Annotated in this window: 20 protein-coding genes; 11 read left to right on the plus strand and 9 right to left on the minus strand. The window is 70.8% G+C overall.

Going from position 1 to position 23,705, the window contains the following annotated elements:
* Positions 1 to 173: 173 nt before the first annotated feature.
* Positions 174 to 1,220 carry an aldo/keto reductase gene (locus tag NCG93_RS11915; protein WP_194412416.1) on the minus strand — a complete coding sequence of 349 codons (1,047 nt, stop codon included), beginning with the start codon at positions 1,218 to 1,220 and terminating at the stop codon, positions 174 to 176.
* A 71-nt stretch (positions 1,221 to 1,291) separates the two neighbouring features.
* Between NCG93_RS11915 and pdxR the strand changes: the two genes are divergently transcribed.
* Genes pdxR through NCG93_RS20130 form a run of 3 tightly spaced genes read left to right on the plus strand, consistent with a single transcriptional unit; the run spans position 1,292 to position 3,495 of the window.
* Positions 1,292 to 2,791 carry a MocR-like pyridoxine biosynthesis transcription factor PdxR gene (gene pdxR, locus NCG93_RS11920; RefSeq protein WP_194412415.1) on the plus strand — a complete coding sequence of 500 codons (1,500 nt, stop codon included), beginning with the start codon at positions 1,292 to 1,294 and terminating at the stop codon, positions 2,789 to 2,791.
* A 9-nt stretch (positions 2,792 to 2,800) separates the two neighbouring features.
* Complete coding sequence (locus NCG93_RS11925) at positions 2,801 to 3,373, plus strand: YdeI/OmpD-associated family protein (protein ID WP_194412414.1); 573 nt, start codon at positions 2,801 to 2,803, stop codon at positions 3,371 to 3,373.
* Positions 3,370 to 3,495, plus strand: a complete 126-nt coding sequence (locus NCG93_RS20130; RefSeq protein ID WP_284444961.1) for a hypothetical protein — start codon at positions 3,370 to 3,372, stop codon at positions 3,493 to 3,495. The genes NCG93_RS11925 and NCG93_RS20130 overlap by 4 nt, the downstream gene beginning before the upstream one ends.
* Positions 3,496 to 3,570: 75 nt before the next feature.
* Here the strand turns inward: NCG93_RS20130 and NCG93_RS11930 are convergent, their stop codons facing one another.
* The 3 genes from NCG93_RS11930 to pyrE form a co-directional block, all read right to left on the minus strand.
* Complete coding sequence (locus NCG93_RS11930; protein WP_194412413.1) at positions 3,571 to 4,458, minus strand: RNA polymerase sigma-70 factor; 888 nt, start codon at positions 4,456 to 4,458, stop codon at positions 3,571 to 3,573.
* Between the two features lie 10 nt (positions 4,459 to 4,468).
* A complete protein-coding gene (locus NCG93_RS11935; RefSeq protein WP_194412412.1) occupies positions 4,469 to 5,059 on the minus strand; it encodes a carboxymuconolactone decarboxylase family protein in 591 nt (196 codons plus the stop codon).
* A gap of 174 nt (positions 5,060 to 5,233) precedes the next feature.
* A complete protein-coding gene (gene pyrE, locus NCG93_RS11940; protein WP_194412411.1) occupies positions 5,234 to 5,812 on the minus strand; it encodes an orotate phosphoribosyltransferase in 579 nt (192 codons plus the stop codon).
* 60 nt (positions 5,813 to 5,872) lie between these two features.
* Here pyrE and NCG93_RS11945 point away from each other — a divergent pair, with 60 nt between their 5' ends.
* Positions 5,873 to 6,730: an exodeoxyribonuclease III gene (locus NCG93_RS11945; protein ID WP_194412410.1), complete on the plus strand. Its 858-nt coding sequence runs from the start codon at positions 5,873 to 5,875 to the stop codon at positions 6,728 to 6,730.
* A gap of 187 nt (positions 6,731 to 6,917) precedes the next feature.
* Positions 6,918 to 8,816, plus strand: coding sequence for a sigma-70 family RNA polymerase sigma factor (locus tag NCG93_RS11950; RefSeq protein WP_194412409.1), 1,899 nt, complete (start codon positions 6,918 to 6,920; stop codon positions 8,814 to 8,816).
* Positions 8,817 to 9,169: 353 nt separating this feature from the next.
* Here NCG93_RS11950 and NCG93_RS11955 read toward each other — a convergent pair whose 3' ends face one another.
* The 3 genes from NCG93_RS11955 to NCG93_RS11965 are packed head-to-tail and all read right to left on the minus strand — an operon-like array spanning position 9,170 to position 10,962.
* The gene (locus tag NCG93_RS11955; RefSeq protein WP_194412408.1) at positions 9,170 to 9,781 is read right to left on the minus strand and encodes a dihydrofolate reductase family protein; all 612 of its coding nucleotides are present in this window, start codon (positions 9,779 to 9,781) and stop codon (positions 9,170 to 9,172) included.
* A gap of 29 nt (positions 9,782 to 9,810) precedes the next feature.
* Positions 9,811 to 10,524, minus strand: coding sequence for a winged helix-turn-helix transcriptional regulator (locus NCG93_RS11960; protein WP_194412407.1), 714 nt, complete (start codon positions 10,522 to 10,524; stop codon positions 9,811 to 9,813).
* Positions 10,525 to 10,962 (minus strand): VOC family protein, encoded by a 438-nt coding sequence (locus NCG93_RS11965; protein WP_194412406.1) that lies wholly within the window; start codon positions 10,960 to 10,962, stop codon positions 10,525 to 10,527. It abuts the gene before it with no gap.
* Positions 10,963 to 11,150: 188 nt separating this feature from the next.
* On the opposite strand from NCG93_RS11965, the gene NCG93_RS11970 reads away from it, so the two are divergent.
* The 3 genes from NCG93_RS11970 (at position 11,151) to NCG93_RS11980 (ending at position 18,309) form a co-directional block, all read left to right on the plus strand.
* On the plus strand, positions 11,151 to 16,202 hold the full coding sequence (locus NCG93_RS11970; protein WP_194412405.1) for a VWA domain-containing protein: 5,052 nt from the start codon (positions 11,151 to 11,153) through the stop codon (positions 16,200 to 16,202).
* Positions 16,203 to 16,291: 89 nt separating this feature from the next.
* Positions 16,292 to 17,590 carry a sensor histidine kinase gene (locus tag NCG93_RS11975; protein WP_194412404.1) on the plus strand — a complete coding sequence of 433 codons (1,299 nt, stop codon included), beginning with the start codon at positions 16,292 to 16,294 and terminating at the stop codon, positions 17,588 to 17,590.
* Complete coding sequence (locus tag NCG93_RS11980; protein ID WP_194412403.1) at positions 17,587 to 18,309, plus strand: response regulator; 723 nt, start codon at positions 17,587 to 17,589, stop codon at positions 18,307 to 18,309. The genes NCG93_RS11975 and NCG93_RS11980 overlap by 4 nt, the downstream gene beginning before the upstream one ends.
* 537 nt (positions 18,310 to 18,846) lie before the next feature.
* On the opposite strand, the gene NCG93_RS11985 is transcribed toward NCG93_RS11980, so the two are convergent.
* Positions 18,847 to 19,416, minus strand: a complete 570-nt coding sequence (locus tag NCG93_RS11985; RefSeq protein WP_194412402.1) for an NADPH-dependent FMN reductase — start codon at positions 19,414 to 19,416, stop codon at positions 18,847 to 18,849.
* 233 nt (positions 19,417 to 19,649) lie between these two features.
* On the opposite strand from NCG93_RS11985, the gene NCG93_RS11990 reads away from it, so the two are divergent.
* Both NCG93_RS11990 and NCG93_RS11995 read left to right on the plus strand, forming a co-directional pair.
* Positions 19,650 to 20,534, plus strand: coding sequence for an ABC transporter ATP-binding protein (locus NCG93_RS11990; RefSeq protein WP_194412401.1), 885 nt, complete (start codon positions 19,650 to 19,652; stop codon positions 20,532 to 20,534).
* Positions 20,531 to 21,655 (plus strand): ABC transporter permease, encoded by a 1,125-nt coding sequence (locus NCG93_RS11995; protein WP_372495986.1) that lies wholly within the window; start codon positions 20,531 to 20,533, stop codon positions 21,653 to 21,655. Before NCG93_RS11990 ends, NCG93_RS11995 begins: the two co-directional genes overlap by 4 nt.
* A 96-nt stretch (positions 21,656 to 21,751) precedes the next feature.
* On the opposite strand, the gene NCG93_RS12000 is transcribed toward NCG93_RS11995, so the two are convergent.
* Positions 21,752 to 22,162 (minus strand): VOC family protein, encoded by a 411-nt coding sequence (locus NCG93_RS12000; protein WP_194412400.1) that lies wholly within the window; start codon positions 22,160 to 22,162, stop codon positions 21,752 to 21,754.
* Between the two features lie 136 nt (positions 22,163 to 22,298).
* On the opposite strand from NCG93_RS12000, the gene NCG93_RS12005 reads away from it, so the two are divergent.
* Positions 22,299 to 23,666, plus strand: a complete 1,368-nt coding sequence (locus NCG93_RS12005; protein WP_194412399.1) for a glucose-6-phosphate dehydrogenase — start codon at positions 22,299 to 22,301, stop codon at positions 23,664 to 23,666.
* Positions 23,667 to 23,705 lie beyond the last annotated feature (39 nt).

Genomic DNA, 23,705 nt, shown 5'->3' on the forward strand with positions numbered 1-23,705 from the left:
CGACAGCGACGCGCGACAACTCTTGGCGACTCGCCAAAATGCACCGGCGAGGGAGAACCGTCCGCCGGGCACGCGCAGGTGCGGCGGGCTTCCGCAGCGCCCGCCGCACCCGGTCCGGTCCGGTCACGCCAGCTCCAGGCGGGCTTCCGCAGCGCCCGCCGCACCCGGTCTGGCTACGCCAGCTCGAGGCGCGCCCGCACCTCGGCGTCCGGCACGAGGTCGGCGGCGTCGAGGCGCTCGCGCACCTCGGGCTCGAGCACGAGGTCTGCGGCGGCGAGCGCCTCCTCGAGCTGCGCGACGCTCGAGATGCCGACCACCGGGATGACCGGCACCGGCCCGCCGAGGAGCCATGCGAGCGCGACCTGGTTGGGCGTCGCACCGATCTCGGACGCGACGTCGTGCAGCACTCCGAGGCGCTCCCGGTTCGACGCGTGGCGCATGGGCGCCCACATCGGCTTGTCGTCTCGCGTGAACGCGCCCTGGTGCAGCGGCGAGTACGCCGTGATGGTCAGCGGAGGCCGCCCCGCGGCATCCGTATCCGTCCCTCCGCCCAGGGATCCCACGTAGTCCAAGAGCTCGACCGACACGTCGTTCGTACGCCCCGCTGCCGGGCTCGGGTAGACGTAGCTGTAGCCCTGCTGCACGACGCCGTACGGGTCGACGCCCTGACGCAGCGCCTCCTCCCGCGCTTCGACGAGACGCCAGAGCGCGACGTTCGAGATGCCGGCGATGCCGACGAGCCCCTCGCGCTGCAGCTGCCCGAAAGCGGCGACGGTCTCGGCGAGAGGCGTCTCGCGGTCGTCCACGTGCCCGTACAGCACGTCGATGCGGTCGATGCCGAGGTGCTGCAGGCTGAGGCGCGCCTCGCGCGCGACGACCTCGCCCGACAGGCCCTGGAAGTTCGTCGGCTCGACGTTCTGCAGCGGCAGCGCGGGGTCCTTCTTCGCGGCGCCGAGCTTGGTGGCCAGGCGCACGTCGCCGAGGCCGCCGCGGCGGCGGATCCACTCGCCGAGCACGTCCTCGCTGTCGCGGCCGTGGCCACCCACCCACGCGTTGTAGTTGTTCGCGGTGTCGACGAACGTGCCGCCGGCGTCGGCGAACCGGTCGAGGATCGCGAGGGATGTCGCGGTGTCGGTGCGCGTGCCGAAGAACATGGTGCCGAGGCACAGCGTCGAGACCTCGAACGAGGTGGATCCGTTGGAGATGGTGCGGTACTGCATGACGGTCCCTTCCTGGGGTTGGCGTGCTCCCATCGTGCTGGGCGAACGGTCTGGGAGTACGATCCGATTCCATGGCAGAAGTCCAGACCAATCCGGTCGCGTGGGAGACGCTGCTCGACCTCTCGGCCTACGCCGGCCCCCGCCACGTACGGCTCGAGCTGGCCGTGAGGGATGCCGTCGCCACCGGTCGGCTGCCCTCCGGCGCGGTGCTTCCCCCGAGCCGGCTGCTCGCGACGTCGCTGGGAGTCTCCCGCTGGGTGGTCACCGAGGTGTACGGACGTCTCGCGGCCGAGGGGATCCTCGACGCCCGCACGGGTTCGGGCACCCGCGTCGCCGCGCGGGTCGACGTCGCCGCGGCCCGCTCGGCCGCGCCACCCGCCGAGCAGCAGCGGCGCCCCCGCTTCGACCTCACCCCCGGCGTCCCCGACCTGCGGCACGCTCCCCGCGCGCTGTGGCTGCGGGCGATGACCGAGGCACTGGCCGACACGCCCGACGCGGAGCTCTTCCCGCTCGACGGCGACGTCCCGGGGGCCCGGGCGGCGCTCGCCGCCTACCTGGCGCGCTCGCGCTTCGCCAGGGCGGATGCCGACACGGTCGTCGTCACGCACGGCGCCGCCGACGGCATGCGACGGGTGGCGCGCGCACTGCACGGCCTGGGGCACCGCGCGCTCCTCGTGGAGGATCCGTCGTGGCACCGCATGCGTCACGTCGCGGCGGCCGAGGGCCTCACCCCCGTGCCCGTCCGGGTCGACGAGCACGGTGTCGACGTCGACGCGCTGGTGGCGGCATCCGTACGCACCGGCGCGTGCGCCGCGCTCGTGACCCCCGCGCACCAGTTCCCCGTCGGCGTGCCTCTCTCGGCCGAGCGACGCGAACGCCTGATCGCCTGGGCCCGCACGTGCGAGGGCGTCGTGATCGAGGACGACTACGACGCGGAGTTCCGCTACGACCGCCGGCCGATCGGCGCGCTGCAGGCGATGGCACCGGAACGCGTCGTGCTCGCCGGCAGCCTCAGCAAGACCGCCACGCCGGCGCTCGGCATCGGATGGCTGGTCCTGCCGCCGTGGCTGCGGGATGCCATGACACCGGGAGGTGTGCGCGGTGCGGATGCGGCCGCACCGTCGACGATCGACCAGCTCGCCCTCGCGCGCTTCCTCACGACCGGGGGCCTCGACCGCCACCTGCGCGGTGCCCGCGCGCGGTACCGGCGCCGCCGGGAGGCGCTGCTCACGGCCCTCGCCCGCGCGCTGCCCGAGTGCCGCGTGTCGGGCATCGCGGCGGGCCTCCACCTCGTGCTCGACCTGCCTCCCGGCGTGCGCGCGACCGATGTCGTGCGCGCCGGCGCCGCCCACGATGTCGCGCTGACCGACATCCGCCGGTATCGCGTCTCGCCCGATGCGCCCGCGCCGGAGCGGCTGGTGCTCGGCTACGGCGACCTCGCCGACCCGCTGGTCGACGAGGCGGTGAGCCTCCTCGCCGCCGCCGTCCGCGAGGCGGCGGTGCCAGGCGGGACGCCGCCACAGGTCGCCGCCGGCGGCGAAGGCCCGCGCCGGGTCGGCGCCGCCCGATAGGGTCGCCGCATGGGTGCGCTCGACGATGGCGAGAAGGTGGAAGCAGCGGATGCCGCGGCCTGGCGCGCGTGGCTGGACGCGAACCATCGCACCTCCAAGGGAGCATGGCTGGTGCGGGCGCGGCCGGGCTCGGGGCTCGGGTTCGTGGCCTACGAGGACGCCATCAGGCAGGCGCTGTGCTTCGGGTGGATCGACGGCCCCGTGCGGTCGTTCGACGACGAGCGCGGCGGGCTCTGGTTCGCCCCACGACGCTCCTCGAGCGGCTGGGCCGCGACCAACAAGGCGCGAGTCGCAGAGCTCGAGGCCGACGGGCTGCTCACGGAAGCCGGCATCCGTGCCATCGAGCTCGCGAAGCAGAACGGATCGTGGGCCGTGCTCGACAATGCCGAAGCGATGCGCGAGCCCGACGACCTGGCCGCCGCCCTGGACGCCGTGCCGTCCGCACGCAGCGCCTGGGACGCCTTCCCTCCCTCGAGTCGCAAGATCGGCATCGCGAGCGTCGACTCGGCGCGCCGGCCCGAGACGCGCGCTGCGCGCATCGCGAAGGTCGTCACGGATGCTGTCGAGGGGAAGCGGCCGTGATCTCGCCGGCCGAGCAGACGCTGCTGCTCTCGATCTCGGCCCTCATCGTGCTCACCACCCTGGCGCTACTGGTCTGGCGGCTCTGGCGCGGACGCGGACGCGGACGCGACCACGACGACTGATCGCCGGATCAGCGCGCGCGATCGCAGGATCCGCGGACGACCGACAGCACGATCAGCGCGCAACGGAGCACGGGATCAGCGCGCCACCTCCGCCTCGGCGTCGAGCCAGCCGAGCTTGTCGGGGTTCGCGATCGAGTAGATCCGCGTGATGCGCCCCTCCTCGACGGTGAGACTGACGACACCGGCGAGCTCGCCGTCGAGCTCCACCCGGATCCCCGGCTGCCCGTTGACCCAGCTCGGTGACGCCACGAGCGTGCCGTCGACCTTCGAAATCCCGCCGATGAGGTAGCGCGCCAGGCGCTCCGCGCCGACGATCGGCCGCCGCGCGGCACCCCGCACCTTGCCGCCGCCGTCCGCGACCGAGACGACGTCGGGGGCGAGCACATCCATGAGCCCCTGCAGATCGCCCGTGTTGAGCGCCGCGACCAGCCGTTGCACGGCTTCCTCATGTTCGGCTGGAACGACGCGCACACGGGGTCTGCGGGCGGCGACGTGGTCCTTCGCCCGGTGCGCGATCTGCCGGACGGCCGCAGGAGTCTTGCCCACGGCATCCGCGATCTCGTCGTACGGCACGTCGAACACCTCGCGCAGCACGAAGACGGCGCGCTCGGCGGGGCCGAGCGTCTCGAGCACGGTGAGCATCGCGATGGAGAGGTTCTCGGCGAGCTCGACGTCTTCCGCCACGTCGGGGCTGGTGAGCAGCGGCTCAGGCAGCCACTCCCCGACGTAATCCTCACGACGCCGCGACACCGTGCGCAGATGGTTGAGCGCCTGGCGCGTGACGATGCGCACCAGATAGGCGCGCGGCTCCTGCACGGTGTCGCGATCGACCGCCGCCCAGCGCAGCCACGACTCCTGCAGCACATCCTCGGCGTCGGCCGCCGAGCCGAGCATCTCGTAGGCGACCGTGAACAGCAGATTGCGGTGCTCCACGAACGGATCGGCGACGTGAGCGGTGCTCATGACGGCGAGCCTACGCGCGGGCTGCGACGGCCGGTCGCTGGGCCAGAGGCGGCAGACCACAGGAGTCCGAGAACTGCTCGGAGCGGATGCCGAGCGCCACGTTCATGCGGGCCGACATGTTCATGAACGCGACGCGGGCCGCGAGCTCGATGAGGCCCGCTTCGCCGAGCTGCTCGAGCAGGGCGCCCGACAGCTCGTCGGTCACCGCCGGGGGCGTCTGACTGGCCGCCTCGGCGTACTCCATCACCTGCCGCTCGAGCGGGGTGAACAGCGTCGAGTCGCGCCAGCGCGGAACCTCGCGCACCTTCTCCGCGTCGACGCCGCGATTGCGCGACCTGAAGTAGTTGAAGTCGAGGCAGAAGCTGCAGCCGATCGTCGCGGCCGCCGCCATCCCGGCGAAGGTCGCCAGGTCCGGGTCGAGCTCGTGCCAGTGCTCGACCTTCTGGCCGATGCCCATCGAGTCCTTCATGACGGCCTTGTGGTGCCACAGCACGCCGACCGAGTCGGGCACGCGGCCGACCATCTTCCGGGCCGCCGCTTTGATGAGGGCGCCGTAGACGCCGGTGACCTCGGTCGCGGGGATGCGGGTCGTCTCGGTCATGTCTTCCTCCATGTCGTGGGAACGAGTCCTTCGACATGGAGACACCGGCCGACCCGGGCGTGTGACATCGCCGCGGAAATCGCGACCGCGACAGTTTGCTGCGGGCGCTGCGCCACGCGACGCCGCGCTCGCCGGAAACTGCCGCGCTCGCGTCGCTGCGCGTGCTCCCGAGCGCTACTGCGCTTCGAGCCCGAGGTCGTCGAGGTCGATCGCGGCCAGCCACTGCAGACCCGCCGCCTCGACGGCGGCCTGCGCCCCGGTCTTGCGGTCGACGATGACGGCGACGGCCACCGGCTCCGCGCCCTCGCGGCGCAGCGCCTCGACGGCCTTGAGCGCGGACTGACCCGTGGTCGAGGTGTCCTCCAGCACGACGACACGCTTGCCCGCGACATCCGCCCCCTCCACCTGACGGCCGCGACCGTGGTCCTTGGGCTCCTTGCGCACGACGAAGGCGTCCAGCGGGGTATGGGTGCGTGCCGACTCGTGCATCACGGCGTTCGCGATGGGGTCGGCGCCGAGCGTCAGGCCGCCGACGGCGACGATGCCGTCCACGTCGCGGATGAGGTCGAGCATGATGCGCCCGATCGACGGCGCCGCCCGGTGGTCGAGGGTGAGCTTGCGCATGTCGACGTAGTACGTCGCCTTCTTGCCGCTCGACAGCGTGAAGTCGCCGTGGAACACCGCCTCGTCCTGGATGAGGGCGATCAGGTACTGGCGATCGGCTTCGAGCGCGGGCGTGGAGGCGACGGTCATGGTGACGAGTCTACGGATGCCGCTTCGTCGACGTCCTCGGCCCCGCCTAGGCTTGATCCCATGCGCCTGGCCACCTGGAACGTGAACTCCATCCGCGCGCGGATCGACCGCATCGTCGACTTCGCAGTGCGCGAGCACATCGACGTGCTGGCGATGCAGGAGATCAAGTGCAAGACCGAGCAGTTCCCGTTCGACCGCTTCGAGGAGGCGGGCTACCACGTCGAGGCGTACGGCTTCTCGCAGTGGAACGGTGTCGCGATCGCGAGCCGAGAGCCGCTCACGAACGTGCGCACGGCGTTCCCCGGCATGCCGGGCTTCGAGAAGGGGCGCCCTTCGACAGGCTCAGGGCAGGCGCCTGACGCACCGCAGGAGGCACGCGCGATCGGCGCGACCGTCGGCGGTGTCGAGGTGTGGAGTCTGTACGTCCCGAACGGCCGCGCGCTCGGCGACCCGCACTACTTCTACAAGCTCGACTGGCTGTCGGCGCTCGAGCAGTACACCCGGGAGTCCCTGACGGCGAACCCCGATCTGGCGCTCGCGCTCGTCGGCGATTTCAACATCGCTCCGACGGATGCCGACAACGGCGATCCCGCCGTCGTGCAGGGCTTCGCGACCCACGTGTCGCCGCCCGAGCGCGCGGCGTTCGCTGCGCTCGAGACCGCAGGGCTGCAGGACGTGGTGCGCCCCCTGGTTCCGACCGGCTTCACGTACTGGGACTACAAGCAGCTGCGCTTCCCCCGCAACGAGGGCATGCGCATCGACTTCATCCTCGGCTCGCACGCGATCGCGGATGCCGTCACCGGCGCGACGATCCACCGCAACGAGCGCAAGGGCGAAGCGCCCAGCGACCACGTGCCCGTCGTCGTGGACCTCGATCTCGAGGGCCCCGACGACGACGATCGCCCCATGATCTTCTAGACGCTCTCGAAAAAACTTCTCTCGCTCGCGTCATGATCCGGCGCCGGCGGCGTCTTGCCTGGTGTACCCCCCGTTGTGCGCGCACCAGGGGAGCCTCCAACAGCGGTTTCCCAGCGCGCATCGTTAGCCTGGCGCCGATCTGCCGTCGCCGGCGGAACCCCGAAGCGCCCCCCGGCGAGGAGATATCGTGACCGCTCCCCACAGCGCCGCCATCGGCGAGCCGCTGCACGAGCGTTCCGACGACGACCTCGTCACCGCGACGCGCGGGGGCGACGACGCCGCCTACGCCGTGCTGTGGGAACGGCACGTCGCAAGCGCACGGAGCGCCGCCCGCGCCGTGAGCCCGAACGTCGACCCCGATGACATCGTCTCGGAGGCGTTCACGTCGATCCTGTCGGCGATCCGCAAGGGCGGCGGACCGACGGAGGGGTTCCGTCCCTACCTGTTCGCCTCGATCCGCAACGTCGCCGCCTCGTGGGGGCGCCGTACGCAGGAGCTCCCGATCGACGATCTCGACGAGCGCGCCGCCGACTCGGCGGCCGAGTTCGCCGAGCTCGTGGCCGACCGGTCGGTGCTGGCGCAGGCGTTCCGCGAGCTGCCCGAGCGCTGGCGGGAGCTGCTCTGGTACATCGAAGTCGAGGGGATGAAGCCGCGCGAGGTCGCGCCCCTCCTCGGCATGAGTGCGAACGCCGTGTCGGCACTCGCGTACCGCGCGCGCGAGGGGTTCAAGCAGGCGTGGCTGGAGGCGCACATCAGCGACCCGGCCCGGCCGGCGGAATGCCGCTGGGTGTGCGAGCTGCTCGTCGCGAGTGACAAGAAGCCCGTCGCACGGGCGGATCGTCGACGCCTCGACGCGCACCTCCAGGAATGTCGGGCGTGCCGCATCGTCGCGGCCGACCTCGAACACGTGTCGCAGAAGCTCCGTGCGGTGCTGCTGCCTCTTGTCCTCGGCGGGGCTGGGGCCCTTGCCTACACCTCCGATGCCGCCCCGGCCGCGGCATCGGTGGTCGCCGGATCGCCCTCCGGGGGTGGCGGGGTGTCCGGCTCCGGGGGACAGGCGCCGGGGGGCGCCTCCGGCAGTGGTGTCGGCGCCGGTGGCGCCGGCACCACCGCCCTCCCCATCGCGGCGATCGGGATCGGGGTCGCGGTGCTCACGGTGGCCGCGGCCGCGGCCGTCGCGATCGCGCTGGCGCCGTCCTGGAGTGCTCCGGCCGAGCAGCCCGCGTCCGATGCGGCGACGACGGATCGGGATGCCGCGGACGCCGTCGACACCGCGCCCGATGCGGCGGCTACAGACGCCGAGCCGGCCGTCGACGTTCCTGCGGACGCACCGGTCGCGGCGCCGCCCGCCGGGCCGGAGATCGCGCCGAACCGCCCAACTCAGCCGGGCCTGCAGACGGCTCCGGAATCCCAGCCGGGGCCGGAGCGGTCCCCCGGGGTGGCCGAACCCGCGACACCCGCACCTGCACCCACACCGGCGCCGACTCCCGCACCGGCACCCGACCCCGAGCCGGCCGTGACAGCCCTCGCACGCCTCGACGCGCCCTCCGACCTGTCAGCCGCGGTGCCCTCGCCGATCAGCGGCACCGGTGTCGCAGGCGCGGACGTCACGCTGATCGACGAGTCGGGCGCGATCCTGGTACGGACGACGGTGGATGCCGGCGGCCGGTTCTCGGCGATGCTCCCGGGCGATCTGCTGCACGCCGGCATGAGCGTGCGCGCCGTGCAGACGGCGCCGGGCCTGCGTGCGTCGGAACCGAGCGGGGCGGTCGGACCGTTCACGCTGCCCGTGCCGACGGTCACCTCGACGGACGGCACGCTCGACGCCCGGCTCGACGACCTCGACCTCGACTTCCGTGCCGACGATCTGACGCTGCTGCTGAGCGGACAGCGCGGCGAGACCGTCGCCGTCTCGGTCGACGGCGCCTGGACCGGCAACCTTCACCCGCTCGGCGCCGCACCGTTGCGCCGCGTCGTGTACGACGTGTCGCCGGGCGACCACGTCATCGGCTTCCGCTACGTCGACCCCGCCTCCGGACGCCAGGGCCGCGTCTCCTCGGTGACGCTGCACGTCCGCGCCCGCTGACGGACGGCCCAAGCCGCGTTTCGTCTCGCTCGTGCCTCACTCGCTCAACGACCGGGAACCGAGGCTCACTCGCTCAACGCCCGAAGACCCAGGCCCGGTCGCTGAGCGAGCGCCAGCGAGACGAAGCGCACTACAGACGACCCGAGCCGCGTTTCGTCTCGCTCGTGCCTCGCTCGCTCAACGACCGGATACCAAGGCCCCGGTCGCTGAGCGAGCGCCAGCGAGACGAAGCGCGACCAACGGGCGGCCCGAACTGCCGACCGGGAAACCCGGGCCCGGTCGCTGAGCGAGCGCCAGCGAGACGAAGCGCGGTACCGGACGGCCGCGGGCCGCGGCATCCCTCGCCCTCAGGGTCAGTCGCCCACCGTGCCGGTCCGCACCGGACCGTAGCGCAGCTGCACGACGCCCAACGGGCCCGACTGGGCAGGCTCGAGGAGCGTGAGGTTGCCCGGCGCGGCGCCGTCGGGGAAGACCTTCTTGCCCTGGCCGAGCACCACCGGGTACACCCACAGCGTCAGCACATCGAACAGCTGCTCCTTCAGGAGCGTCTGCGCGAAGTCGACGCTGCCGATCACGTGCACGCTCTCGTGCCGGTCGCGCAGCGCCCGCACCTCGGCGGCCACGTCGGCCCCGAGCTGCGACGAGCCCTGCCAGTCCAGCGACGGCGTGCCGCGCGACGCGACGTACTTCGGCACCGCGTCGAACTTGCGGCCGATGGCGCCGTCCGGTCCGTCGGTGTGCTGCGGCCAGTACCCGGCGAAGATGTCGTACGTGCGGCGGCCGAGCAGCAGCGCGTCGAGCTCTTCGATGCCCTGCATGATCGCGGCGCCGATCCGCTCGTCGGGGAACGGCGCCTGCCATCCGCCGTACGGAAAACCTCCCGTCGGGTCCTCTTCGGGTCCGCCGGGCGCCTGGGCGACGCCGTCGAGACTGGTGAACAGATCGATGTAGATGCGGCCGGTCATGACCGCCTCCTCTCCACTACGGGGTCGCCTCACGCGGCGAGCACGACCCCCGGTTCGATGCGGAACGTCTCGGCGAACCGCTCCAGCAGCGTCGCGTCCCCGGCGACGACGGCCAGCACCTCCTGGTCGATCGCGGCGGCCGGTGTCAGCTCGCCCGAGATGAGGCGACGGATGCCGGGACCCGCCGCGAAGACGATGTCGGGGTCGCCTGCGACCGACGCCTGCGTGCCGAGTCGCGGGTCCACGGGCCGCCCCGCGGGCTGCAGCTGCGCGATCTTGAGCCCGGACGGATCGACGTGCACCCGCAGCACGACGTCGGCGACGTGCACCTCGTAGTCCGCGGGCGGCAGCGTGGATGCAGCATCCGCCCGGAAAGCGGTGCGCAGCGCCATCGTGAGGGAGTCCGCGGTGACGATGTCGTCCGGAGACGGATCACCCATCTGCTGGAACCCCCAGCGTCCCATCGCCAGCACGATCGGCTCCAGTTCGCGGCCGTAGGGCGTCAGCTCGTACACCAGCCCGCAATGCAGGAGCGGCACCCGGCGCACCACACCACCCTCCTGCAGCTCCTTGAGCCGCGTGGAGAGGATGTTGGTGGGGATCTTGGGCAGTCCCTGCTTGAGGTCGGTATAGCGCCGAGGACCGACGAGCAGATCGCGGACGATGAGCAGCGCCCACCGCTCGCCGATCAGCTCGACGGCGGTCGTGACCCCGCAGTACTGCCCGTAGCTGCGGGAGGCCACTTACGCCCGCGCCTGCTCCGCCATGTAGGCGTCGGGTCCCTTGGCGGCGGCTTCGGGATCCATGTACATGAACTGGATGCCGTTGCCGTCGGGGTCGATGAGGTCGCGGCCGTACATGAACCCGTAATCCTGCGGTTCGCCCGGCGCCGTCCCGCCGTGTGCGACGCCGGCCTCGACGATCCTGTCGACGTCTTCGCGGGAGTCGCGGCTGATCGACAGCAGCACCTGCGCGTGCGTCTTCGGGTCGGCGAACTCCTTGTCGGTGAACGTCGAGAAGTACTCCTTGGTGAGCACCATGAAGAAGATGTTCTCGCTCCAGACGACGCAGGCCGCGTTCTCGTCGGTGAACAGCGGATTCAGCTCGCAGCCGAGTGCGGTGTAGAACGCCTTCGCGCGCTCGAGGTCGTTCGTGGGGATGTTGACGAAGATGTGCGTCATTGCCCTGCTCCTCTGGAATGTTCTGGCCCCCGCCCACCGGGTGGTGAGCTTGTGGATCCATGGTTGCAAAAAACAAGCTTGCTTGTCAATAACAAGTAGCGACTCTGGGTGCTCTATCGCCCGCTGTTCAATCGCAATATGCTCTGGGCCTGCGGCGTCTCACGCCGCGGGACGACCTCTGGGGGGTCATGTTGCGCCCGATATCCGCATTCCTGACGGTCGCCGTCGTCGTCGTCGCGACCGCGGTCGTCGGAATCCCAGCCCCCGCGATCGCGGTCGTGCCCCCTGCCACGGGGAACAACGCCGTCATCACGGTGAAGGTGGGATCCGACCGCGTCGGCACGAGTGCGGTGTCGAATCTCGCCGGAGTCCAGCTGGGGCTCTTCACCACCCAGGTGGGAACGACCCCGGTTGCCGGCTTCGGCACCTGCTCGTCGGACGCCGGCGGAGACTGCAATTTCATCGTGCCCAATACGCAGGACGGGGGCGCGAACCGGGACGCGAGGTACTGGGTGAAGCAGATCGGCGCGCCCGCCGGATACTTCACGAACTCGACGCTCGCGGTGGGTACGACGCCCGCCGCGACCCCGTACGCATTCCAGACGGGGACGCAGCTGCGCAACGGCCAGACATACAGCTCGAGCGTGGACTTCATGATCTCGACCGGCAACACGAACGACACGGCATCCGGTGGCATCTGGCAGGACAGCCGAACCAATCCGGTGCTGCCCGCTCAGTGCGGACTCAACGCGGCGATCGTCGCCGACCTGTCGAACTCCGTGACGGCGGCCGACCTCATCAGCCTCAAGTCCGCTGCGAACACATTCGTGAACGCGCTCACCGGCACACCGTCGACGATGTCGTTGTTCACGTTCGCCACCAGCTCGCCGGCCGCCGGGGCCACGAACATCAACCGCCCTGCCCTCTCCCCCGTCTCGACGACTGCCGGAGCAGCGGTCGTGAGCAGCTGGGTCAACGCGTGGGCACTGCCCGGCGGCGCAGGGGGCGGCACGAACTGGGATCAGGCCTTCGCTTCGGTCGCGGGCGCTCCCGAGATCTACGACGTCGTCGTCGTCATCACCGACGGCAACCCCACGTACTACGGAAACCCCACCCAGGGGCCAGGCAACCGGACGCGGTTCCGCGAGGTCGAGAACGGCATCTTCTCTGCCAACGCCGTGAAGGCTCAGGGCAGCCGCATCATCGCGATGGGCGTCGGCGCCGGCGTCAGCGGATCGCCGGCGAACCTGCGCGCGATCTCCGGAGTCACGGCGAACAGCGACTACTACCAGGCGACGGACTACACCGCCGCGGGCGAGGCGCTGAGGGCGCTCGCATTGGGAAGCTGCAACGGCAGCCTCACCGTGGTCAAGCAGGTTGTTCCCCCGGCAACACCCGTCGGATCGACCGCAGGCGCCCAACCCGCCGGCGGGTGGGACTTCGGTGCCTCTACGACGACCTCCGGCGTCACCATCAACCCCGCAAGCGGGACGACGTCCGCGACGACGGGCGCCGTCAATTACGAGCTCACCTTTCCCGGTGGCACGACCGCCGCTTCCGTGACCGTTACCGAGACGCCACAGGCGGGCTACGCGCTGAACCCGATCGGCGGGTTCAATGCGGTGTGCACGAGGGTCGACACGGGTGCGTCGCTCCCGGTCACGAACACGACGAACGGCTTCACGGTCACGGCGAACAGCGGATTCCCCGCTAGCTGCGTCGTCTACAACAGGGCCCCACAGCCACCTGCCACGATTCAGGTCGCCAAGACCTGGATCGTGAACGGCGTCGCGTTCGAAGACGGCAGCCAGCCCGCTGACCTCGCGGCCACTCTGCGGCTCCAGGGCGCGGACTGGCCGTGGTCTACGGTGCAGACCGGGCACAATGCCGGCGACGTCGTCGGGATTACCGAAACGACGTCGATCTCGCCGGCATCCCTCTGCACCGTCACCAGTCAGCGCGTGACTCTGGCCAACGGGACGACCGTCGACCTCGCTCTGCCCTACAACGCGACGCTTGCCGCCGGTGCCAATGCCTACCGGATCACGAACACGGTGAACTGTCCGTCACGGCTCACCCTCGTGAAGAACGTCTTGAACGGCCCCGCCGCCGACTCCGCATGGACGCTGACCGCCGTCGCGCCCGCGGGCGCCCTCGTGGGACCGGCCGGCGTGACCGGGGTCACCGCACCCGTCACGCCTCTGGTGACCTACCCCCTCACCGAGTCCGCCGGCGACGCCCGGTACGTTCAGCAGGTCACCGCAGGAGCGGTGGCGATCCCCGGTTCGACGATCAGCTGGTTCTGCAGTCAGGTCGACCCCACGACCGGGACCATCATCCCCGGCTTCTCGGACGGTCTCAACGGCGGCGTCACCGTCCCCCCGGGAATGGCCGTGAGCTGCGAGGCGCGCAACCAGACGGCATCCCTGACCCTGACGAAAGTGGTCGTGAACACCCACGGCGGGACTGCTGTGCCGGGTGACTGGAATCTCACCGCCACACCCGGAGCGAACCCGTTCGGCTTGACGGCACAGACGGTCCAAGGCTCCTCCGCAGGGGTGGAGATCTTCGTGCGACCGGGCCAGCCCTACGTCCTCACAGAGTCCGCCGGTCCGGCGGGCTACACGCTCGCCGGCATCCAATGCATCACGTCCATCGCGCCCGGCATGCCGCGCGAACTCACCAGCATCACCCTCGAGGTGGGCGAGATCGGCGTGTGCACGTACACGAACATCGACCAGCCTGCGCACCTGACGCTCGTCAAGACTGTCACGAACACCAACGGCGGCACTGCCTTGCCGACGGCATGGACGCTCGCCGCCGACGGGCCGACGCCGATCTCGGGGACGTCAGGCTCCGCCCCGGTGACGAACGCAGAGATCGACGCCGGCACCTACACGCTCTCGGAGTCGGCGGGCCCGGCGGGATACACCGCTGGGACCTGGTCATGCACCGCGGGGACGCTCACCGGCTCCAGCCTCGTGCTGCCGGTCGGCCTCTCCGCGACGTGCACGATCGACAACGACGACCAGCCCGCCCAGCTGACGCTGGTCAAGACGGTGACCAACGACAACGGCGGCACGGCGCCGCCCACGGCATGGACACTCACCGCAACCGGCGCCACGCCCATCTCGGGGGCGACCGGGTCGTCGAGCGTCACGAACGCGACCGTCGACGCCGGCACGTACACGCTGTCGGAGACGGGCGGACCCGCGGGATACACGGCGGGAAACTGGTCCTGCACGGGCGGCACGCTCACCGGCGCCAGCCTCGTGCTCACACCGGGCGCCGCCGCCACCTGCACCATCAACAACAACGACCAGCCGGCGCAGCTGACCCTCGTCAAGGTGGTGGACCCTGCTGAGTCCGGCTCGGGGAGACTGCCGGCGGACTGGACGCTCACCGCGTCCGGGCCCACCCCCGCGAGCGGCAACGGCGATCCGACCTCACCCGGCGGAGTCAACGCCCGCGTGGTCAGCGCCGGCACTTACATGCTCAGCGAGACCGGCCCCGCCGGATTCACGCCGGGCACCTGGAGCTGCACGGGAGGAGCCCTCACGGGCGCTTCGGTGGTCGTGCCCAACGGCGGCAGCGTCACGTGCACGATCACCAACACGGCGGTAGCTCCCCAGCTCACCCTGGTCAAAGTCGTCGACAACGGCAGTACCGGCGCGACGACCCCTCCCACCGCATGGACGCTGACAGCGGCGAACGGCGCATCGACCATCTCGGGCGTCACGGGCAGCAGCGATGTGACCAGCGCCGCCGCCGTTGTCGGCACCTACTCCCTCTCGGAATCCGGGCCATCGGGGTACACGGCATCCGCATGGATCTGCATCGGCGCCGAGAGCAGCACCGCCACGACCGTGACCCTCGTCGAGGGCAGCGCCGCGACCTGCACGATCACCAACACGGCGACCGATCCGACGCTGACTCTCATCAAGGTGGTGGACAACGGCACGTCCGGCGGAACCGCCGCGCCGGCCGACTGGACACTCACCGCGGTCAACGGCGGTTCGACGATCTCCGGGCCGGGCGGCGATCCGTCGGTGATCGGGGCCACAGCGATCGCCGGGACATACGCCCTGTCGGAAACCGGTCCCGCGGGATACGAGGCCTCGGCGTGGACCTGTTCGGGAGCAGGCTCGACCACCGCGACGTCGGTGACTCTCGCTCCGGGCGAGAATGCCACCTGCACGATCACCAACACGGCGATCGTTCCGACACTGACGCTCATCAAGGTCGTCGAGAACGGTGACACTGGCGCATCTATTCCTCCGACGGCATGGACGCTCGCAGCTGCCGGAGCCACGACGATCAGCGGAGCCACCGGGAGCCCCGAGGTCACGGCGGCTGCCGTCGTCACCGGCACCTACGACCTCTCGGAGTCCGGCCCTGCCGGCTACGCGGCATCCGACTGGTCGTGCACCGGAGCCGGAGCGTTTACACCGACGAGCGTCACCGTGGGCGTCGGCGATGCGGCGAGCTGCACGATCGTCAACACACCGATCGCACCCGAGCTCACGCTCATCAAGTCCGTCGAGAACGCCTTCGGCGGCACGGCGGACCCGACCGACTGGACGCTTGCCGCTGCCGGTCCGGTCACGATCTCCGGCGCGACGGGCTCCACGGACGTCACCAGCGCGCCTGTCCAGGTCGGCATGTACGCCCTGTCCGAATCCGGAGGTCCTACCGGCTACGACGCATCGAGCTGGGTGTGCGACGGCGCGACCGGAACCACGGACACGACAGTGACGCTCGCGCCCGGTGAGACGGCGACCTGCAGCATCACCAACTCGGACCGCCCGGCGACTCTGACACTGGTGAAGGTGGTCCAGAACGTGCACGGGGGGACCCAGCCGTCCACCGCCTGGACGCTGACCGCCGAGGGTCCGACGACGATCTCGGGGGTCACCGGCTCGATGCCCGTGACGGCGGCATCGGTGGATGCGGGCACCTACACGCTGTCAGAGACCGGACCCAGCGGGTACGACGCGGCGCTGTGGTCGTGCACAGGCGCGCCGGTCACCGGTGCGTCGGTCCTGATCGCGCTCGGCACCCAAGCGGTGTGCACCATCGTGAACACCGACCAGGCACCGCCTCCTCCTCTGCCGCCAACGGGCGGAACGTTCGCACCCTGGGGCGTGCCGGCTCTCGCGATGGTGCTGTCCGGCATCCTGCTCGTGGTGATCGACCGTCGCCGTCGGGCGGGCGCCGACCGCGCTTCGATGAGAAGCTGAGCCCACGCCAGAGACTCGACACCCAACGGCAACGCCGTCTCCGCCTGACGGGGGATGCCGGGGCAGAGCCCGCCCCGTAGCGTGGAGGGATGTCCGACCTCCCTGCGCCGCACCCGCTCCAGCGCTCGCGGCCCACGGCCGGCGAGCTGCGCAACGACGTGTGGCTGGCCGCAGCGCTGTTCGTCTCGGCCGTACTGAGCACCGCGCTCGGGTCGGTGGCCGGCATATACGGCGACGATGCGAACGGCGGCATGCAGTGGGCGCTGCTGTACAGCCTCGGGCTCACGGCCCCGCTCGCGGTGCGGCGGCGGTTCCCCGAGATCGTCGTCGTCGCAGTCGCCGTGGTGTTCTTCGTCGGGGTGACCCTGCGCATCCCCGACCTGTACGTCTCGAACATCGCGATGTTCATCGCCATGTACACCGTCGGCGCCTGGGTCGACGACCGCCGACGCGCGATGTGGGTACGCGTCGGCGTGATCGTCGGCATGTTCGTGTGGCTGATCGTCACGATGTTCCAGTCGGCGATCGATCCGTCCGACGAGGGCCTCTCCCGCGCCGGACTGTTCTCGCCCTTCGCCGCGATGCTCCTCCTCCAGCTGCTCGTCAACGCCGGCTTCTTCGGCGGCGCCTACTACATGGGCGACCGCGCCTACGCCGCGGCGATGTCGCGCTCCGCCCTGGAGCAGCGCACGCGCGAGCTCGAGCAGGAGCGCGAGATGACCGCCGCGCAGGCGGTGGCGCTCGACCGGGTCCGCATCGCCCGGGAGCTGCACGATGTCGTCGCGCACCACGTCTCGGCGATGGGGGTGCAGGCCGGCGCCGCCCGTGCGGTGCTGGAGCGGGATCCGGATGCCGCGCGCACGGCGCTGCTCGGCATCGAGGAGTCCGCCCGCTCGGCCATCGCCGATCTGCGCCAGCTGCTCGAGACGCTGCGCACCACCTCCCGCGACGCAGACGGCGCCTCGACGGTGCAGCTCTCGGCCCTCGCCGAGCTCGTCGAGCACGCCAACGACAACGGCCTTCCCACCACGCTGACGGTCATCGGCGAGCGGGTCGAGCTGCCCGATCTCGTGCAGGTGAACATGTACCGCGTCGCCCAGGAGGCGCTCACGAACGCCCGCCGGCACGGCGGACCGGATGCCGCGGCCGACGTCCGCCTGCGCTACAACGGCGACGCGGTCGAGCTGGAGGTCGTCAACACGGGACGCGCCGTCGCGGCGCCGATGCGGCCGGGGCTCGGCCTGGTCGGCATGCGGGAGCGCGCCGCGGCGTCGGGCGGGGTGCTCGAGACCGGTCCCCGTGCGCGAGGCGGGTTCCTGGTGAGACTGCGGGTGCCGATCGCGTCCGCGGTCGGCAACGGCGCGTCTCGGACCGGGGTGCCCGCATGACCGACGCCATCCGCGTGCTCCTGGTCGACGACCATGCCGTCATGCGGGCGGGCTTCCGCATGATCCTCGAGTCGGCCGGCGACATCATCGTCGTCGGCGAGGCTTCGACGGGGGTGGAGGCGGTGGCCGCGGCATCCGCTCTGCATCCCGCCGTGATCTGCATGGACGTGCAGATGCCCGACATGGACGGGCTCGAGGCCACGCGGCGCATCACCGGCGACACCGCCGTCGACGCAGCCGTCGTCGTGGTGACGACGTTCGACCGGGACGACTACCTGTTCGACGCGCTGGCGGCCGGTGCCAGCGGCTTCCTGCTGAAGAACGCCGGCCCCGAAGAGCTCATCAACGCCGTGCGGGTCGCCGCCGCCGGCGACGCGCTGCTCGCTCCGGAGGTCACCCGCCGCGTGATCGCCCGCTTCGCCGCGGCGCCCGCTGATCGCGAGAGAACTGCGGGTGGACGAGAGGCAGGAAACGCCCGTACGCCTGGGCCGCCCGTTGCACTCTCGCGCGACAACGGCGTGCCGACCGTCGAGCTCACCGAGCGCGAGCGCGAGGTGCTGCGACTCGTGGCGCAGGCGTTGAGCAACGCCGAGATCGCGCAGCAGCTGTTCATCGGCGAGGCCACGGTCAAGACCCACGTGTCGAACGTGCTGCAGAAGCTCGGCGCCCGCGACCGCGTCGCCGCCGTCGTCTACGCCCACCGCCACGGCCTGACCTGACCTCGCCTCGCGTCTGCCTGCGACCCGGTCGGCACCCTGGGGCGAGTCGCCAGAACACACCGCCGACGCATGCACAGAGTGGCGAGTCGCCAAGATCCTCCCGACCACGACTCGGCCCCGTTCGGTGCGTTTCTGGCGAATCGCCAAACGCACCGTCCGTTTCGGCACGTCTTTGGCGAGTCGCCAGAATCCTCCCGACCCCGACTCGCCCCGTTCGGTGCATTTCTGGCGAGTCGCCAAACACACCGTCCGTTTCGGCACGTCTTTGGCGAGTCGCCAGAATCCTCCCGACCCCGACTCGCCCCGTTCGGTGCATTTCTGGCGAGTCGCCAAACACAGCGTCCGTTTCGGCACGTCTTTGGCGAGTCGCCAGAAACGCGCAGGCACCGAACCCGGCTCTGACCTCCTGACCGCTTCGGGCCAAGTGAGAACCACGGATGCCCCGGCCCCGCGTCCTCGAGGGGCGACGGGCCGGGGCATCCGATCGGCTGGAACGATGTCGGCGGGCGCACACGCGCCGCCGACGCGGGGGGGAGATCAGGCGGCGACCGGGACCTTCGCGTAGCGGTCGACGAGGGCGCCGAATGCCTGGAGGTAGCCGACGAGGAACTCGGCGGTCTGGTCGTTGGTGACCTCGCCGTTGTCGGCGAAGAGGCCGGGCGTGGTCTGCACGTAGCCCTCGGGCTGGCCGAGTGTCGGAGCGTTGTAGTGGCTGAGGATCGCCTTGAGGTGCTGCTGCGCGGCCGCGGTGGCGATGCCGCCGCCCGAGGTGCCGATGACGGCGGTGGGCTTGCCGTTGAACGAGCCCTGGCCGTACGGGCGCGACGCCCAGTCGAGGGCGTTCTTCAGCACGCCGGGGATGGAGCGGCTGTACTCGGGGGTCACGATGATGACACCGTCGACGTCCTCGATGGCCTGCTTGAAGTCGCGTGCGACCTGCGGGTAGTCGGCGTCGAAGTCGGGCGAGTAGAAGGGCAGGTCCTTGATCGGGATCTCCACGAGGGTCGTGCCCTCGGGGGCGAGGCGCTCGAGCGCCTTCGCGAGGCGGCGGTTGATCGAGGTCGACGAGATGCTGCCGACGATGTAGCCGATGGTCCGATCGGACATGTTGTACTCCTTGAAAAACAGAGGCGTCCCCGGTGGGGACCACCGTGGACGTTCCACCTCCATGCAATCACATGAACCTGGGATGCATTCCGTCGCATGCAAGACGCCGTCATCCGGCGCGTCTGCGCTGACGGTCCGTCGCGGGGAGGAACGCGGCACTCCCCCTCCAGGGGGAGGACGGCGGGCGGGGGGATCCGTAGCGTCGGCGGTGGGGAGAAACGAGAGGAGACAGGATGCTGCAGCTACGCGGTATCGGCAAGAGCTACGGGGGGCGCCGCGTGCTCGACGACGTGTCGTTCGACGTGCGGCCGGGCCGGCTCACCGGATTCGTCGGCGGCAACGGGGCCGGCAAGACCACGACCATGCGGATCGTGCTGGGAGTGCTCGCCGGCGACGCGGGCACGGTGACGCTCGACGGCACCGAGGTGACGGCATCCGATCGTCGCCGCTTCGGCTACATGCCCGAGGAGCGCGGCCTGTATCCGAAGATGAAGGTGCTCGAGCACATCGTCTATCTCGCGCGGCTGCACGGGTTCTCGAAGACGGATGCCGCGGCCCGCGCGACCGCGCTCCTCGAGCAGCTCGGACTCGGCGAGCGCCTGAACGACAACGTCGAGACGCTCTCACTGGGCAACCAGCAGCGCGCGCAGATCGCTGCGGCGCTCGTGCACGACCCGCAGGTGCTGATCCTCGACGAGCCGTTCTCGGGCCTGGACCCCCTCGCTGTCGACGTCGTGGCCGGCGTGCTGCAGGAGCGCGCGGCGGCCGGCGCCGCGGTGCTGTTCTCCTCGCACCAGCTCGACGTCGTCGAGCGCCTGTGCGACGACCTCGTGATCATCGCCGGCGGCACCATCCGCGCCGCAGGCGCCCGCGACACGCTGCGCGCACAGCACTCGACGCGCCGCTTCGAGCTCGTCTCCGCCGGCGACGCCGGGTGGCTGCGCACCGAGCCCGGCGTCGAGGTGCTCGACTTCGACGGCGGGTACGCGGTGTTCGACGTCGACAGCGACGAGACCGCACAGCGGGTGCTGCGCCGAGCCGTCGCACAAGGGGATGTCGCCAGCTTCGCGCCCCAGCATCCGTCCCTCGCCCAGATCTTCCGGGAGGTCATCCAGTGAGCACCACCGACACCCGCCGCAGCGGCGGCGCACGCGGCTCCAGCGCTCTGGGCAGCGGGCAGGCCGTCTGGCTCGTCGCCGAGCGCGAGATCGGCTCGAAGCTGCGCAGCAAGGCTTTCGTCATCTCGACCGCGATCCTCTTCCTCGGCGCTCTGGCGCTCGTGATCTGGGGCGGCCTCCAGGCGTCGAACGCGACCGGCACGCCCGTCGCGGTCACCGCCGACGCACAGCAGTACGTCGCGGACGCCGAGGGGCTCGACGTCACCGAGGTCGCCGACAGGGGCGCAGCCGAGGCGCTCGTCGAGGACGGCACGGTCGATGCGGCCGTGGTGGCCGACTCGTCGTCGCCGCTCGGCTTCGCGGTCGTCGCGGACTCATCCCCGCCGACGCAGCTGCTGCTGCAGCTGTCGCAGCTCCCCCCGGTGGAGCTGCTCTCGCCGGACGACGTCAACGCCGCGCTCGGCTACATCGCCGCTCTCGGCTTCGGCATCGTGTTCCTGTTCGCCGCGTCGATGTTCGGCGGCACCATCGCACAGAGCGTCGTCGAGGAGAAGCAGACGCGGGTCGTGGAGCTGCTGATCTCAGCGATCCCTGTCCGCTCGCTCCTGGCGGGCAAGGTCATCGGCAACACGATCCTCGCGATGGGCCAGATCCTCATCCTCGCCGCCATCGCGATCATCGGACTCACCGTGACGGATCAGACGGCGCTGCTTCAGGGCCTCGGCGGCCCCATCGCGTGGTTCGCGATCTTCTTCCTGTTCGGATTCATCCTGCTCGCGTCGCTGTTCGCGGCGGCGGCATCGATGGTCTCGCGGATGGAGGACGTGGGCTCGACCACGACACCGCTCACGATGCTGATCATGGCTCCGTACTTCCTGGTCATCTTCTTCAACGACAACCCGCTGGTGCTCGGGATCATGTCGTACGTGCCGTTCTCGGCACCGGTGGGCATGCCGATGCGCATCTTCCTCGGTCAGGCCCTCTGGTGGGAGCCGCTGCTGTCGATCGCGATCCTCATCGCGACGTGCATCGCCGCGATCCTCGTCGCCTCGCGCATCTACGAGAACTCGCTGCTGCGCATGGGCGGCCGCGTGAAGCTCTCGGAGGCGCTCGCGCGCTGACCACCCGAATGACGGATGCCGCGGCCCTGCGCTTTGCGCGGGGTCGCGGCATCCGTTCTCCACGCCCTTTGCACCCGCGTGCGAGCTACGAGCGAGTCAGCGGCCCATCATCTGCGGGGCCATCTCGCCGACCGAGATGACGTTGCCCGCGGGATCGCGGAACCAGGCGATGTCGGGCCCGCCTTCGAAGCCGCGCGAGATGCCCTTCTCGTCGGTGCCGTAGTCGGGATCGGTGTAGATCTTCGTGACGACGCCGCGGGCGTTGAGATCGTCCACGGCGGCGTCGACGTCGTCCACGCTGAAGTTGAGGATGGTGAACACAGCCGGTTCATGATCCTCCTTCGGATAGACGAAGACGTGACCGCCGCCGGAGAGGGCGATCGTGAAGCCGCCGCCCATCTCCTCGTACACGGTCACGTCGAGCCCCAGCGTGTCGCGGTAGAACGTCGCGGCTTCGCCGATGTCGGGTACGGCGAAGCTCGAGAACGGCCGATCGGGTGTGAACATGACAGCCTCCCAGTGTGTATCCCCACGCCCACGATCCTCTTGCGGGCGGTGCCTGTCGAGGGGGTCGCCGGACGGCACGCAGCGGGCGGCGCGCAAGCCCCTGCCGCATCGGGAGCCGGGTGAATAGGTTGAGGCCATGGCCAACGAGACCACGCTTGTCATCCTCGGCGCTTCCGGCGACCTGACCTCGCGGCTGCTGCTGCCCGCACTGGGGCAGCTGCTCACGATGGAGCCGCATCGGCGGGTGCGCCTGCGCGGTGCCGGAATGGACGAATGGGACGACGCGCGATGGCGCGACACGGTGCGCGAGGCGTTCGCGTCGGCGGGCTTCGAGAAGGCGTTCGCCGCCATCGCCGAGACCACCTATCAGCGCGCCGACATCACCGACGCCGACGACCTCGCGCGGCTGATCGCCGGCGCCGGAGACAACGTCGCCTTGTACTTCGCGGTGCCGCCCGCCGTCGCCGCGGCGGCCTGCGAGGCACTGGCTGACGTGACCCTCCCCGAGGGCACCGTGCTGGCGCTCGAGAAGCCCTTCGGCATCGACGAGGCCTCGGCACGCCGCCTCAACGCGACGCTGGCGCGGCTCGTCCCCGAGGAGCAGGTGTTCCGCATCGACCATTTCCTCGGACGGTCTACGACCCTCAACATGCTCGGCGTGCGATTCGCCAACCGCGTTTTCGCCCCGGTCTGGTCGGCCGAGCACATCGAGTCGGTGGTCGTCCGATTCGACGAGACGCTGGGCCTCGAAGGCCGCGCGGGCTACTACGACAGGGCCGGCGCGCTGATCGACATGATCCAGAGCCACCTGCTGCAGGTGATGGCGGTGCTGGCCATGGAACCGCCATCGACCCTCCACGAGCGCGACTTCCGCGATGCGACGGCGGCGGTGCTGCGGGCGACGCACGTGTGGCAGGACGATCCGGTCACGGCGTCGCGCCGTGCGCGCTACACCGCCGGGAAGGTCGGCGAGCGGCAGCTGCCCTCGTACGTCGACGAGCCCGGCGTCGATGCCTCGCGCGACACCGAGACGCTCGCGGAGGTGACCTGCGAGGTGCGCAACGACCGCTGGCGCGGCGTGCCGTTCACCCTGCGCTCGGGCAAAGCGCTGGCCGGCAAGGACGGCGAAGTCGTGGTCACCTTCCGCCCGGTCAACCACGTGCCCGACGGGCTGACCGGCGCCGCCCCGGGCGCGGTACTGCGCTTCTCGCTCGGCCCGGACCGCATGGACCTGGAGCTCAACGTCAACGGCGGCGACGATCCGTTCGAGCTGGAGCGCGCGCTCCTGGAAGCCGACCTCGGCGAAGGCGCGCTCAAGGCCTATGGCGAGGTGCTGTCGGGCATCCTGGATGCCGACGCGACGCTCGCGGTGCGCGGCGACGCGGCCGAGCAGTCGTGGCGCATCGTCGACCCGGTGCTCGCCGCGTGGCGGGCAGGGGACGTGCCGCTCGACGAGTACCCGGCGGGCTCGCTCGGACCGGAGCACTGGCAGAAGCTGCCCTGACGCGGGGCGGCGGCCGCGGCCGGTCCTCCGCCGTCGGCG

Origin of the sequence: Microbacterium yannicii, from assembly GCF_024055635.1 — a bacterium.
Lineage (GTDB): Bacteria > Actinomycetota > Actinomycetes > Actinomycetales > Microbacteriaceae > Microbacterium > Microbacterium yannicii.

Coding starts and splice junctions, on each gene's coding strand:
- NCG93_RS12000 (WP_194412400.1), bottom strand. CDS start 22,162: ATGTTCACACCCGATCGGCCGTTCTCGAGCTTCGCCGTACCCGACATC.
- NCG93_RS11915 (WP_194412416.1), bottom strand. CDS start 1,220: ATGCAGTACCGCACCATCTCCAACGGATCCACCTCGTTCGAGGTCTCG.
- NCG93_RS11990 (WP_194412401.1), top strand. CDS start 19,650: ATGCTGCAGCTACGCGGTATCGGCAAGAGCTACGGGGGGCGCCGCGTG.
- NCG93_RS11975 (WP_194412404.1), top strand. CDS start 16,292: ATGTCCGACCTCCCTGCGCCGCACCCGCTCCAGCGCTCGCGGCCCACG.
- NCG93_RS12005 (WP_194412399.1), top strand. CDS start 22,299: ATGGCCAACGAGACCACGCTTGTCATCCTCGGCGCTTCCGGCGACCTG.
- NCG93_RS11945 (WP_194412410.1), top strand. CDS start 5,873: ATGCGCCTGGCCACCTGGAACGTGAACTCCATCCGCGCGCGGATCGAC.
- NCG93_RS11985 (WP_194412402.1), bottom strand. CDS start 19,416: ATGTCCGATCGGACCATCGGCTACATCGTCGGCAGCATCTCGTCGACC.
- NCG93_RS11955 (WP_194412408.1), bottom strand. CDS start 9,781: ATGACCGGCCGCATCTACATCGATCTGTTCACCAGTCTCGACGGCGTC.
- NCG93_RS11930 (WP_194412413.1), bottom strand. CDS start 4,458: ATGAGCACCGCTCACGTCGCCGATCCGTTCGTGGAGCACCGCAATCTG.
- NCG93_RS11980 (WP_194412403.1), top strand. CDS start 17,587: ATGACCGACGCCATCCGCGTGCTCCTGGTCGACGACCATGCCGTCATG.
- NCG93_RS11970 (WP_194412405.1), top strand. CDS start 11,151: ATGTTGCGCCCGATATCCGCATTCCTGACGGTCGCCGTCGTCGTCGTC.
- NCG93_RS11935 (WP_194412412.1), bottom strand. CDS start 5,059: ATGACCGAGACGACCCGCATCCCCGCGACCGAGGTCACCGGCGTCTAC.
- NCG93_RS11965 (WP_194412406.1), bottom strand. CDS start 10,962: ATGACGCACATCTTCGTCAACATCCCCACGAACGACCTCGAGCGCGCG.
- pdxR (WP_194412415.1), top strand. CDS start 1,292: ATGGCAGAAGTCCAGACCAATCCGGTCGCGTGGGAGACGCTGCTCGAC.
- pyrE (WP_194412411.1), bottom strand. CDS start 5,812: ATGACCGTCGCCTCCACGCCCGCGCTCGAAGCCGATCGCCAGTACCTG.
- NCG93_RS11925 (WP_194412414.1), top strand. CDS start 2,801: ATGGGTGCGCTCGACGATGGCGAGAAGGTGGAAGCAGCGGATGCCGCG.